This is a genomic window from Solirubrobacter ginsenosidimutans, from assembly GCF_027587205.1.
Genome location: NZ_JAPDOD010000060.1, coordinates 13,106 through 25,710 on the forward strand (window position 1 = coordinate 13,106; position 12,605 = coordinate 25,710).

Annotated in this window: 9 protein-coding genes; 6 read left to right on the top strand and 3 right to left on the bottom strand. The window is 69.6% G+C overall.

Features of this window, described 5'->3' with window-relative positions; genetic code table 11:
• Positions 1 to 2: 2 nt before the first annotated feature.
• Both OM076_RS38165 and OM076_RS38170 read right to left on the bottom strand, forming a co-directional pair.
• A complete protein-coding gene (locus tag OM076_RS38165) occupies positions 3 to 914 on the bottom strand; it encodes a class I SAM-dependent methyltransferase (protein WP_270045435.1) in 912 nt (303 codons plus the stop codon).
• 21 nt (positions 915 to 935) lie between these two features.
• Positions 936 to 2,522: a S8 family serine peptidase gene (locus OM076_RS38170; RefSeq protein ID WP_270045436.1), complete on the bottom strand. Its 1,587-nt coding sequence runs from the start codon at positions 2,520 to 2,522 to the stop codon at positions 936 to 938.
• Between the two features lie 107 nt (positions 2,523 to 2,629).
• Between OM076_RS38170 and OM076_RS38175 the strand changes: the two genes are divergently transcribed.
• Complete coding sequence (locus OM076_RS38175) at positions 2,630 to 2,998, top strand: MmcQ/YjbR family DNA-binding protein (RefSeq protein WP_270045437.1); 369 nt, start codon at positions 2,630 to 2,632, stop codon at positions 2,996 to 2,998.
• Between the two features lie 49 nt (positions 2,999 to 3,047).
• Here the strand turns inward: OM076_RS38175 and OM076_RS38180 are convergent, their stop codons facing one another.
• Positions 3,048 to 4,262 carry a 4-alpha-glucanotransferase gene (locus OM076_RS38180; RefSeq protein WP_270045439.1) on the bottom strand — a complete coding sequence of 405 codons (1,215 nt, stop codon included), beginning with the start codon at positions 4,260 to 4,262 and terminating at the stop codon, positions 3,048 to 3,050.
• 31 nt (positions 4,263 to 4,293) lie between these two features.
• On the opposite strand from OM076_RS38180, the gene OM076_RS38185 reads away from it, so the two are divergent.
• From OM076_RS38185 to OM076_RS38205, 5 genes are read left to right on the top strand one after another with little or no spacing between them, the layout of a single operon-like run.
• A complete protein-coding gene (locus OM076_RS38185) occupies positions 4,294 to 6,231 on the top strand; it encodes an alpha-1,4-glucan--maltose-1-phosphate maltosyltransferase (RefSeq protein WP_270045440.1) in 1,938 nt (645 codons plus the stop codon).
• A 5-nt stretch (positions 6,232 to 6,236) separates the two neighbouring features.
• A complete protein-coding gene (gene treS / locus OM076_RS38190) occupies positions 6,237 to 7,916 on the top strand; it encodes a maltose alpha-D-glucosyltransferase (protein WP_270045441.1) in 1,680 nt (559 codons plus the stop codon).
• Positions 7,913 to 9,292 (top strand): maltokinase N-terminal cap-like domain-containing protein, encoded by a 1,380-nt coding sequence (locus tag OM076_RS38195; RefSeq protein ID WP_270045442.1) that lies wholly within the window; start codon positions 7,913 to 7,915, stop codon positions 9,290 to 9,292. Before treS ends, OM076_RS38195 begins: the two co-directional genes overlap by 4 nt.
• A gap of 8 nt (positions 9,293 to 9,300) precedes the next feature.
• Positions 9,301 to 11,496, top strand: a complete 2,196-nt coding sequence (glgB, locus tag OM076_RS38200; protein ID WP_270045443.1) for a 1,4-alpha-glucan branching protein GlgB — start codon at positions 9,301 to 9,303, stop codon at positions 11,494 to 11,496.
• Positions 11,497 to 11,535: 39 nt separating this feature from the next.
• Positions 11,536 to 12,498 (top strand): GGDEF domain-containing protein, encoded by a 963-nt coding sequence (locus OM076_RS38205; protein WP_270045444.1) that lies wholly within the window; start codon positions 11,536 to 11,538, stop codon positions 12,496 to 12,498.
• The last annotated feature ends 107 nt before the right edge of the window (positions 12,499 to 12,605 follow it).

Consider the following 12,605-nt stretch of genomic DNA (forward strand, 5'->3'; position numbering starts at 1 on the left):
CCTCACCCCGGTTTGCGGGCCGCGACCATCAGGTTGTAGAAGATCCGCGGCGGCAGGCGCGGCTCGAGCAGCTTGCGGTCCACCTTCTGCAGGAAGATATAGCCGTTGTAGGCGTACTTGATCCAGCCCCACGGGATGCTCTGCGGGTCGGCTGAGGACTCCAGCGTGCGGTTGAACCAGCCGAACCAGTTCGCCAGCAGTTCCTCGCCCTGGACGCGGACGTCGGCGAAGCCCGCCGCCTTGGTGTGGCGCTCGAGGTCGGCCGGCACGAAGGCGTGGACGTCGACGAAGGCCTCGAGCGCATGCTCCTGCTCGTCCGTGCCGCCGTCGTGGGTGGGTGCGGGGCTGGCCCGGACGAGCTTGCGCCACAGCGGCCCCGCCTTGAGCCCCGCGCGCTTGGGATAGGCGGCGATGCGATCGCCTGAGCGGCTCGGCTCACCCGCGAAGAACAGCGTCCCGCCCGGCTTGAGCACCCGCTTGAACTCCGCGAAGCAGGCGTCCAGGTCGGGCAGGTGGTGCAGCACGGCGTGGCCGAGGACCAGGTCGAAGCTCTCGTCCTCGAACGGCAACTGGCTCGCATCGCAGGCCGCGGTCTCGACCTCGAGCCCGAGCTGGAGCGCGTTGTGCTCGAGCGTGGCCAGCATGCCGGGGCTGATGTCCGTGCACGTCGCGTGCTTCACCACGCCGGTCTGCAGCAGGTTGAGGCTGAAGTAGCCGGTGCCGGCGCCGATCTCCAGCGAGTTGGCGAACGGGCCGGGGCGCGGCCCGAGCAGCTTCGTGATCTTCCCCAGCACCTGCTGATGGCCGATCTTGCCGAACGAGATCCCCCATTTGGAGTCGTACGACTCGGCCGCCACGTCGTGGTAGCGACGGTTGACGTCCAGGATCTCGTGCTCGGTGGGCGGGGCGACCATGGGCGGTCATGAATGTAGCCGTCAGGGCGTGGCGGAGGCAGCGATCCAGCGCAGGATCCGGGCCAGATCCGGCTGCGGGGCGCCGCGGGTGACGAAGCCCAGCGTGGTGCTCCCGGCCAGCGGCGTGAAGGTCAGGCCGGCCGGATCGCTCGCGGTCAGCGGGCGGTCGACGAGTCCGGCGTCCACGATCCCGCGCGCGGCGTCGGCGATCCCCATGTCGGTCCCGCCGCCGACGAGCGTGAAGCGGGTGGCGTGCGGGCGGGCGTCCAGGACCTCGGCGACCGCCGCGCCGGCGACCGTCGACCCGCTGAGGGCGATCGTGGCCGGCGCGGGCGAGGTGCCGCCGACGCGGGCCTTGGCGGAGGCGATACGGCGGCCGGAGGCGTCGAGGCCTTCCGCGAGCAACTGGTGACCCTTGAAGTTGCGCAGGACGAGCGTCAGCGGGGAGCGCTTGCCGCGCAGCACCGAGACCTCCTCGCCGTCGAGCCGCACGCGCACGTCACTCACGGCGCCGCTCTTGGTCATCTGGACGCGGATCACCCGGCCGCGCCGCTTGGCCGAGAGGATGCGGACCGTCGGCGTCTGGCCGAGCGTCGAGATCGCCGCGCGAGCGTCCTGCGCGGCGGCCTGGACCGAGCCCAGCGCGTCGACGTAGCCGGGCTTGCCCGGGGTCGGCGGGCGGACCGCGTGCTCGAGCAGCAGGCCGCGCAGCTGCTGGGCCGAGAGCCCCGGCGCCACCGACGCCATCAGCGCCGCGACGCCGGACACGTGCGGCGCCGCCATCGAGGTGCCCGAGCGCGTCTCATAGCCTCCGTCCTTCGCCGTCGAGACGACGCCCTCGCCCGGCGCCGCGACCGGAACGGTCAGCGGGCCGAAGTTCGAGAACTGGGGGATCGCCTCGCCGTCGTCGGCGGGTGCGGTGGCGGCCACGCCGACGAGGTTGTCCGAGGGGATCGAGACCGGGTACAGCGGCCGGCGGTCGACGTTGCGGCCCATGTTCCCGGCCGAGCAGACGATCAGGACGTTCGCGGCGGCCGCCTCCTTGACCGCGGCGCGGACCTTGGGGTCGTCGGCCGTCGTCTCAAGGCTGAGGTTGATGATCTGCGCGCCGTTGGCCGCGGCGTAGCGGATCCCGTCGGCCAGCATCTTGGTCGAGCCGGACCCGCGCGAGTCGAGGACCCGGACCGTCATCAGCTTGGCCTTGTACGCGACCCCCACGACGCCCTGGCCGTTCTGCGCCGCCGCGATCGTCCCCGCGACGTGCGTCCCGTGTCCGTCCTGGTCATTGAGTGAGTGCTCACCCGTAAGGTCCACGCCATGAATGTCGTCGACGTAGCCGTTGCCGTCGTCGTCCTTGTCGTTGCCCGGGATCTCGGTGGGGTTCGTCCACAGGTTCGGGGCGAGGTCGGGGTGGCTGAGCCGGATGCCCGAGTCGACCACGGCGACCATGACGCCCGCGCCCTGGGAGAGCTTCCACGCCCCGGGCAGGTCGAGCACGGTCTGCGGCGACGCGGCCCACTGCTCCACGGGCGACGGGTCCGCGATGGCAGGCGCGGCGGACGCGGCCAGCGGCAGCACCGCGAGCAACGCGACGAGAGCGCGGGCCATGGCCCGACGCTAAAGCGTGCGCACTCAGGCACATCGAACCGTAGAACGGACGATCGCGTCCGGACGCCGCGCGCCCAGGTGCGGAGTAGTTCGCATACTGACAAGCGATGACCGAGCTCGACCGTGTCCGCGAGCTCTGTCTCGCCCTGCCAGAGGTCACCGAGCGCCTCAGCCACGGCTCGCCGACCTGGTTCGTCCGCGGCAAGAAGACGTTCGTGATGTACCTCGACGACCACCACAGCGACGGTCGCCTCGCCCTCTGGTGCGCCGCGCCTGAAGGCATGCAGGAGGCCCTGATCGCGGGCGAGCCGGAGCACTACTTCCGCCCGCCGTACGTCGGTCACCGCGGCTGGATCGGCGTCCACCTCAACCGCGGCCTGGACTGGAACGAGATCGCGGGGGCGATCGAGGACGCCTACGCCGAGGTCGCCCCGAAGACCCTCGTCGAGCGCGCCCGGTCGGCACGCGACGCGTGAGCGTCGAGTTTCTCGCGTACAGCTCGCGAAACTCGACGCTCGCGGGCGTTCAGGTCCGGCCGGCCTCCTCGGACGCCGCGCGCAGGCGCTTGGCGACGTCGGCGCTCGGCAGCTCGGAGAGCTTCCAGCCCCAGGCGCCGACGCTGCCGGGCTGGTTCATGCGGCCTTCGGAGCCGAGTCCGAGCGCGTCCTGGATCTGGATCATCGCGATCACCGCCGGCGAGCGGAAGACGAGCCGGATCAGCGCCCAGTTGGGCTCGTCCTCGATCCCGTGGCGCGCGAGGGCGGCGTCGACGAGGGCGTGCTGGGCGGGGCTGATCGACTCATACCAGCCGCGGATCGTGTCGCTGTCGTGGGTGCCGGTGTAGACGACCTGGTCGGCCGAGTTGTTCTCCGGCACGTGGACCGTGTGCTCCTCGCCGGGCGTGAAGCCGAACTGCAGCACGGACATCCCGGGCAGGCCGAGCGACTCGCGCAGCCGCGTCACCGGCGGAGTGATGACGCCGAGGTCCTCGGCGATCAGGGGTAGCTCGCCGAGCGCCTCGCGGGCGGCGTCGAACGGCGCGCGGCCCGGGCCGCGCTTCCACGCGCCCTCCAGCGCGTACTCGGCGTCCGCGGGCACCGCCCAGTAGGCGACGAAGCCGCGGAAGTGGTCGATGCGGGCGAGGTCGAAGAGCTCGAAGACGCGCTTGAAGCGCGCGGTCCACCAGCCATAGCCCTGCTTGCGCAGCTCGCGCCAGTCATACAGCGGGTTGCCCCACAGCTGGCCCTTGTCGGTGAACGCGTCCGGCGGCACGCCCGCCACCGCGCCCGCCTTGAAGATCTCCGGGTGGGCGAGCTGGTCGGCGGAGCCGGCGGCGACGTAGATCGGGATGTCGCCGATCAGCTTCACACCGCGCTCGGCGGCGTGGGCCCGCAGCGCGGTCCACTCGCGGTCGAAGCGCACCTGGTCGTCGATCGCGTCCTCACCCGCGAACGCGAGCCAGTCCTCGATCCAGTCGGCGGCACGATCGCGGAAGTCGATCCGTTCCGCCGCGCTGACGGGAGCCCCGGGTGAGCCCAGCAGCTTCGGCGAGGCGGCGAAGGCCGACGCCGACTTGTAGGGGGAGTCGTGCTCGTCCGGCGGCCCGAGCGGGAGCATCTGCCACCACGTCTGACCCGCCGAAGCGAGCCAATCGACCCAGGCGTAGGCGTCCGGACCGAGGCGTCCGGACGGCAATGAGGTCGGGTGCAGCTGCACCCCGGAGGTACGAGAGAGGTTCATGTGATCCAGTTGTCGGATACTCCACGGCGAGATGCCCGCACCGAAGCGCAGCGAAGCTCCGAGCCGGATCAGGATCGCAAAGCCGGCGCCAGTCCTCGATGGTGGGCGGTACGCGGTCAAGCGCACCGTAGGCGACACGGTCGCCGTCTCCGCCGATATCTTCCGTGACGGCCACGAGAAGCTCCGCGCGGTCGTGAAATACCGGGCCCCGGATGGGCGACGATGGCTCGAGAACGAGCTCCACACCGTCGACGCCCACATCAACGGCGTGCGCTGGGCGGGCGAGTTCACGGTCGAGACGCCCGGCCGCTGGGAGTTCACGTTCGAGGCGTGGACGGACCGCTGGGCGACCTACCACGACGAGCTGCGGCGCAAGGTCGAGGCCAACCTCGACGAGGACCTCTCGGGCGAGATCTCCGAGGGCGTCGTGCTCCTCGCCGCCGCGCTGGAGCGGGCCGAGGGCGATGGCCGCGGCTCGATCCAGCACGCGCTCCACGTGCTCTCGGACGCCGGCGCGCCGTTCGCGCAGAAGTTCGACGTCGCCCTCGGGCCGGAGCTGTTCGACGCGATGGAGACGTTCTCCGAGCGCGAAGGCGTGACCGCGCTCGACCCGGCGATCCCGCTCGAGGTCGACCGCGTGCGCGCCCGCTTCAGCGCCTGGTATGAGCTCTTCCCGCGCTCCTGGGGCGGGTTGAAGGCGGTCGAGGCACGCGTCCCGGAGATCGCCGGCCTCGGGTTCGACGTGCTCTACCTGCTCCCATTCCACCCGATCGGCGTCAAGAACCGCAAGGGCCGCAACAACACGCTCGTCGCCGGCCCGGACGACCCCGGCTCGCCCTACGCGATCGGCAGCGCCGAGGGCGGGCACTTCGCCGTGCACCCCGAGCTCGGCACCCAGCAGGACGTGCGCGACCTCTGCCGGACCGCCCACCACCACGGGATGGACGTGGCACTGGACATCGCGCTCAACGCCAGCGCGGACCACCCCTGGCTGACCGAGCACCCGGAGTGGTTCCAGCAGCGCCCCGACGGCACGCTGAAGTACGCCGAGAACCCGCCCAAGCGCTACCAGGACATCTACAACTTCAACTGGGACACGCCGGAGTGGGAGTCCCTGTGGCAGGCCTGGCTGGACGTCTTCCTGCACTGGGTCGACGCCGGGATCAAGTTCTACCGCGTCGACAACCCGCACACGAAGCCGTTCCCGTTCTGGGAATGGATCATCTCCGAGATCCACAAGGTCGACCGCGACGTGGTCTTCCTCGCGGAGTCCTTCACCCGCCGCGCGGTCATGCGCGAGCTGGGCAAGCTCGGCTTCACGCAGTCCTACACGTACTTCACGTGGAAGAACTCGCGCCACGAGATGATCGAGTACTTCAACGAGCTCGCCTGGGGCGAGGAGAAGGAGTACTTCCGGCCGAACTTCTTCCCGGTCACGCCGGACATCCTGCACGCGTACCTCGTCCATGGCGGTCCGCCGGCCTTCGTCGCCCGCCTCGTCCTCGCCTCGACCCTGAGCCCGAGTTACGGCATCTACTCCGGCTTCGAGAACTTCGAGAACGTGCCGGTGCGCGAGGGCTCCGAGGAGTACATGAACTCAGAGAAGTACGAGATCCGCCAGCGCGATCTCGACGGCCCGCTGCTGCCGATGATCCGGCGGATGAACGAGATCCGGCGCGAGAACGTCGCGCTGCAGCACCTCTCGAACGTGTTCTGGCTCGAGGGGCAGAACGACCAGTTGCTCGCCTACGCCAAGCAGGAGCCGGGCAACACGATCATCTGCGTCGTCAATCTCGACCCGCACGACGCGCAGGTCGGGAGCGTCACCATCCCCGCCCACCTCGGCACCGCGCCGGTCTTCGTCGTCGAGGACCTGATGACCGGGGCCCACTACGACTGGCGGATCGGGGCCAACTACGTCCGCCTCGAGCCGTGGGGCGAGCAGGCCCACATCCTCAAGGTGCTCTAACTCACATGGCCACCGGCACGCGCAACGACCCCGGGCACTGGTTCGAAGCCCAACCGCTGTGGTTCAAGACCGCGGTGTTCTACGAGATCCACACGCGGGCGTTCTTCGACGCCAACGGCGACGGCTCGGGCGACTTCCGCGGCCTCACCGAGAAGCTCGACTACCTGCAATGGCTGGGCGTGGACTGCATCTGGCTGCTGCCGTTCTTCAAGTCCCCGCTGCGCGACGGCGGCTACGACATCTCGGACTTCTTTCAGATCCAGCCCGACTACGGCACGGTCGACGACGTCCGCGACTTCATCGAAGCCGCCCACCAGCGCGGGATCCGCGTGATCGCCGACCTCGTCATGAACCACACGTCGTCGGACCATCCGTGGTTCCAGGAGGCGCGGTCGAGCCCGGACAGCCCGAAGCGCGACTGGTACGTCTGGTCCGACACGCCCAACAAGTACGAGGACGCGCGGATCATCTTCACGGACACCGAGGTGTCCAACTGGACGTGGGACGACCAGGCCCAGGCCTACTTCTGGCACCGCTTCTTCAGCCACCAGCCGGACCTCAACTTCGACAACCCCGAGGTCCAGGAGGCGATGCTCGAGGCGCTGCGCTTCTGGCTGGACCTCGGCATGGACGGCTTCCGCCTGGACGCCGTGCCGTATCTGTATGAGCGCGAGGGCACCAACGGCGAGAACCTGCCGGAGACGCACGCGTACCTGAAGCGGGTGCGGGCCGAGGTCGACGCCAACTACCCCGACCGGGTGCTGCTGGCCGAGGCCAACCAGTGGCCGGCCGACGTCGTCGAGTACTTCGGCGACGGCGACGAGTGCCACATGGCCTTCCACTTCCCCGTGATGCCGCGCATGTTCATGGCGGTCCGGCGCGAGGAGGCCAACCCGATCTACGAGATCCTGCGCCAGACGCCGGACATCCCGGACAACTGCCAGTGGGGCCTGTTCCTGCGCAACCACGACGAGCTGACGCTCGAGATGGTCACCGACGAGGAACGCGACTACATGTACGCGGAGTACGCCAAGGACCCGCGGATGAAGATCAACGTCGGCATCCGCCGGCGGCTGGCACCGCTGCTGGACGCGGGCCGCGACGAGATCGAGCTGCTGCACGCGATCCTGTTCTCGTTGCCCGGCTCGCCGGTCCTCTACTACGGCGACGAGATCATGATGGGCGACAACGTCTATCTCGGCGACCGCGACGGCGTGCGCACGCCGATGCAGTGGACGTCGGATCGCAACGGCGGCTTCTCCCGCGCCGACTTCGCCCAGCTCTACGCGCCGCCGCTGATGGACCCGGTCTACGGCTTCCAGGCGGTCAACGTCGAGGCCCAGATGCGCCAGCCGTACAGCCTGCTGCGCTGGCTGAGGCGCTTCATCTCGCTGCGCAAGGAGCATCCGGTCTTCGGGTTGGGTACGTACGAGCCGCTGCCCCCGTCGAACTCCCGGATCTTCTCGCACATCCGCTCCTACGAGGGCGACGTGATGCTGTGCGTGCACAACCTCGCGCGCTCCGCGCAGGCGGTGGAGCTGGACCTCTCGGCCTACCGCGGCTACTCGCCGGTGGAGATCTTCGGCCGCTCGCGCTTTCCGCGCATCGGCGAGCTCCCCTACCTGCTGACGCTGGCGCCCCGGGGTTTCTATTGGTTCCAGCTCGTGAAGGACGAGCCTGAATGACCGATCTCTCCTTCCTGGACGACCAGGTGCTGAACGACTGGATCGTCGCCCAGCGCTGGTTCGCCTCAAAGACCCGCGAGGTCGCCTCGATCGAGATCGTCGACCGCGTGACGCTGCGCGAAGAGTCCCCGGTGCTGGTGCTGTGCCTGGTGGAGGCACGGTTCCCCACGGGGACGCACGAGACCTACCAGGTCCCGCTCGGGCTGCGCCCGGTGTCCGAGGGCTGGAGCGAGCGCGTGATCGTCGAGGCCGACGGCTGGACGGTCTACGACGCGCTCGCCGATCCGGCCGCGGGGCGCGAACTGCTGCACCGGATGCGCTCCAACAGCGAGTTCCAGGTCGGTCAGGACGAGTTCATCTTCCGCTGGGCCCCCAACGCCGCCGCTGGGTTAGGTGGCACGGTCGACGTGCGCCCGGTGGGCGTGGAGCAGTCCAACTCCTCGATCGTCTTCGGCGATCAGCTGATCATGAAGGCCTTCCGCAAGGTCGAGCCGGGCGTGAACCCGGAGCTCGAACTGCTGCGGTTCCTCTCGGCCCACGGCTTCCCGCACATCGCCTCGCTGGCCGGCTGGTACGAGGTCGAGGGGCGCCTGATCGACGCCACTTTGGGGATCCTGCAGGAGTTCCTGTTGGGCTTTCGCGACGGCTGGGAGCTCGCGCTGGACGAGCTCGCCACCGATCCGGACGCGCTGCTGGACAAGCTCGAGGCGCTCGGGGTCGTGATCGGCGAGCTGCACGCGGCGCTGGGCTCGGACAACTCCGATCCCGCGTTCTCGCCCGACGAGCCGTCGATGGAGGCGCTCTCGATCCTCACCGCGGACGTCGACGAGCAGATCGAGCGGGTCTTCCTCGATCTGCCCGAGACCGAGGCGACGGCGCCGATCCGCGGCCGCGGCCAGGACGTGCGCGAGAAGCTCTCCACGCTCTCGCACGTCAATGCCGGCGGGAAGGTCATCCGCACCCACGGCGACCTGCACCTCGGCCAGACGATGCTCGGCGAGCGCGGGTGGGTGGTGCTCGACTTCGAGGGCGAGCCCGCGCGGCCGCTGCCCGAGCGGCGCCTGAAGCGCTCGCCGCTGCGCGATGTGGCGGGCATGCTGCGCTCCTTCTCGTATGTGACGGCGGGTGCGCGTATCCTCCGCGGAGTCGAGACGCCTGAGGGCTGGGAGCAGGCCGCGCGTGAGCGGTTCCTCACCGGGTACCACCAAGCTGTGGACTCGTCTCTCCTGCCCCCTGGCCAACAGGCCACGGACCAGCTGCTCGCGGTCTTCGAGCTCGAGAAGGCCGTATACGAGTTGCGGTACGAGCTCAACAATCGTCCCGATTGGGTCGCGATCCCCGTTGCGGGGATCGTCCGGCTCCTCGACTCGGAGTAGGAGTGCACATGAGTGACGCCGACCAACTGATCGCCCGCCAGCACGCCAATCCACACGCCTACCTGGGCGCGCACCCCGAGAACGGCTCCGTGGTCGTCCGGACCTTCCGGCCGGCGGCCTCCACGGTCGAGGTGGTGGCGCCCGACGGCAAGCATTCCGCGCTCGAGCAGGTGCATCCGGGCGGCATCTTCGAAGGGCACCTCAAGGGCGTGAAGCTGCCCTACGCCTACCAGCTCGAGGTCAATTACGGCGATTCGGGCACGATCACGATCGACGACCCGTACCGGTTCCTGCCGACGATCGGCGAGCTCGACGTCCACCTGCTGGGCGAAGGGCGCCACGAGGAGCTCTGGGACCGCCTCGGCGCGCACGTGCGCGAGCTCGACGGCGTCGTCGGCACGGCCTTCGCGGTCTGGGCGCCGTCCGCGCGGGCGGTCTCGGTCGTCGGCGACTTCAACTTCTGGGACGGGCGCATCCACCCGATGCGCTCGCTCGGCTCCTCCGGCGTCTGGGAGCTGTTCCTGCCCGGGGTGGGCGAGGGCGCGCACTACAAGTACGAGATCCTCGCGCCCGACGGCGAGATCCGCTTGAAGGCCGACCCGGTCGCGTTCGAGACCGAGCTCCCGCCCAAGACCGCGTCGGTCGTCCACGACCCCAAGCACGAGTGGCTGGACGAGGCGTGGGTGGCGGAGCGGCGCGAGTCCAGCGCGCTCGAGGGCCCGATGTCGATCTACGAGGTCCATCTCGGCTCCTGGCGGCTGAACCCGCTCGAGGGCAATCGCGCGCTGACCTACCTCGAGCTGGCCGACGAGCTGTCGGCCTACGCCAAGGACATGGGCTTCACCCACATCGAGCTGCTGCCGGTGATGGCGCACCCGTTCACCGGGTCCTGGGGCTACCAGGTGACGGGGTACTTCGCCCCGACGCCGCGGTTCGGATCGCCCGACGACCTGCGCGAGTTCGTCGACCGCCTGCACCAGAGCGGGATCGGCGTGATCCTCGACTGGGTCCCGGCGCACTTCCCGCGCGACGACTTCGCTTTGGCGCGCTTCGACGGGACCGCCTTGTACGAGCACGCGGACCCGCGGCGCGGCGCGCACCCGGACTGGGGCACGCTGGTCTTCAACTACGGGCGCCACGAGGTCCGCAACTTCCTCGTCTCCAACGCCCTGTTCTGGCTCGAGGAGTACCACGCCGACGGCATCCGCGTGGACGCCGTCGCGTCGATGCTCTACCTCGACTACTCGCGCGAAGCGGGCGAGTGGGTGCCGAACCAGTACGGCGGCAACGAGGACCTTGACGCCGTTGGGTTCCTGAAGGAGTTCAACGAGGTCGTCTACTCGCGCTCGCCGGGCGTGATCAGCGCCGCCGAGGAATCGACGGCCTGGCCGGGTGTCTCACGGCCCACGTACCTCGGTGGGCTCGGGTTCGGCTTCAAGTGGAACATGGGCTGGATGCACGACACGCTGGCCTACTTCCAGCACGACCCGATCTACCGGCGCTACCACCACCACGAGCTGACCTTCAGCCTCGTGTACGCGTTCACGGAGAACTTCATCCTGCCGCTGTCGCACGACGAGGTGGTGCACGGCAAGGGCTCGCTGCTGACGAAGATGCCCGGCGACCGCTGGCAGAAGCTCGCGAACCTGCGCTCGCTGTACGCCTACATGTGGGCGCATCCCGGCAAGAAGCTGCTCTTCATGGGCCAGGAGTTCGCGCAGGAGGTGGAGTGGAGCGAGAACCGCTCGCTCGACTGGCACCTGCTCGAGAACCCCGAGCACGCGGGCATCCAGTCGCTCGTGCGTGACCTGAACGCCGCCTACAAGGCCGAGCCGGCGCTGTGGGAGATGGACTTCGACGGCAACGGCTTCTGGTGGACGGAGGCCAACGCGGCCGACGACAACGTGATCGCGTTCGCCCGGCGCACGAAGGACTCCGAGCGGGTCGCGCTGTTCGTCGGCAACTTCTCACCGGCGGTGCGCGACAACTACCGCATCGGGCTGCCACGTGGCGGCCGCTGGCGCGAGGCGGTCAACACCGACGCGACGTACTACGGCGGCTCCGGCGTCGGGAACATGGGCGGCGTCGATGCCGAGGCGATCGGTTGGCACGGCCAGCCGTTCTCCGCGGAGGTCACGCTGCCGCCACTTGCAGCGCTTTGGCTCATCCCGGACGCTGACGACGGGCCTGAAGAAGACGCGTAACCCGCCGACTACGGGGGCGTGGACGATGAGCGCCGCCTCATGGGACCGGTTTCAGGCTTGCTCTGGTTGGCCGGCGTCGGCGTGGCTGTCGTGGGCCGGCTGTTGCCCGAGTCGCCCAAGGCCCATCCCGTGCTGTTCTGGGGGCTCGTCGCCCTCACGGTCGTCTACGGGGTGGGCTGCCTCACCCGCCTGATCCCTTGGCAGCGCGTGTCCCTCGCCGGACACGCGGTGGCCGTGGCGCTGCTGCAACCGCTGGTGATCGTCGCGCTGTGGCTGACCGGCGGCGCCGAGTCCTACATGGCGCCGGTGCTCGTGCTGCCGATGCTCTACGTCGCGTACTTCTTTCCGCTGCGGTACGCGTTGCCGCTCGCGGTGCTCGAGGTCGCGACCTACGCCTCGCCGCTCGTGACGACCGCGAGCAAGCACCAGTTGATGCTCGGTCGCTCGATCGGCTACGCCGTGGCGTACGCCGGCGTCCTCGCCGTGATCCAGTTCCTCAAGCGGCGCCTGGTGAGCGCCGAGCGCCACCAGCACCGGATGGCGCGCGTGGACCCGCTCACGGGCCTGACGAACCGGCGCGGCTTCGACGAGGCGCTGAGCGACGCGCTCGCGACCGGCGAACGCTTCACGCTGCTGCTCGCCGACGTCGACTCCTTCAAGCAGATCAACGACCGCTTCGGCCACACCACGGGCGACCGCGTCCTGCGCGAGGTCGCCGCCCACACGTCGGCGGCGGTCCGCGCGGGCGACTGCCTCGCCCGCATCGGCGGCGACGAACTGGCCCTCGTCGCCCCGGGCGCGGGCTCGGACGCGGCCCGGCGCCTCGCCGAGGCCCTGCGCACCGCGGCCACCCACGTCGACCCAGGCGACGGCCCCGTCTCACTCACCGTCTCCTACGCCGTCTACCCCGAGGACGGCACCGACCGCTTCACGCTCATGCGCTCCCTCGACCGCGAGCTCCACCTCCAAAAAGACGCCCGCCACAACCTAAGGCCCACCTAAGGGGCCAGACCCCTTAGGTTCCCTTTAGGTGCTCGATCCCGCCGCAGAGCCGTTTCGACGGCGGGCTCAAACCTAAAGCGCGGATAAGGGGCCAGACCCCTTAGGTG

Bases quoted from the DNA above. Each gene is read 5' to 3' on its own strand.
- OM076_RS38180 (WP_270045439.1), bottom strand. From the start codon at position 4,262: ATGAACCTCTCTCGTACCTCCGGGGTGCAGCTGCACCCGACCTCATTG.
- OM076_RS38205 (WP_270045444.1), top strand. From the start codon at position 11,536: ATGGGACCGGTTTCAGGCTTGCTCTGGTTGGCCGGCGTCGGCGTGGCT.
- OM076_RS38165 (WP_270045435.1), bottom strand. From the start codon at position 914: ATGGTCGCCCCGCCCACCGAGCACGAGATCCTGGACGTCAACCGTCGC.
- OM076_RS38195 (WP_270045442.1), top strand. From the start codon at position 7,913: ATGACCGATCTCTCCTTCCTGGACGACCAGGTGCTGAACGACTGGATC.
- OM076_RS38175 (WP_270045437.1), top strand. From the start codon at position 2,630: ATGACCGAGCTCGACCGTGTCCGCGAGCTCTGTCTCGCCCTGCCAGAG.
- glgB (WP_270045443.1), top strand. From the start codon at position 9,301: ATGAGTGACGCCGACCAACTGATCGCCCGCCAGCACGCCAATCCACAC.
- OM076_RS38185 (WP_270045440.1), top strand. From the start codon at position 4,294: ATGCCCGCACCGAAGCGCAGCGAAGCTCCGAGCCGGATCAGGATCGCA.
- OM076_RS38170 (WP_270045436.1), bottom strand. From the start codon at position 2,522: ATGGCCCGCGCTCTCGTCGCGTTGCTCGCGGTGCTGCCGCTGGCCGCG.
- treS (WP_270045441.1), top strand. From the start codon at position 6,237: ATGGCCACCGGCACGCGCAACGACCCCGGGCACTGGTTCGAAGCCCAA.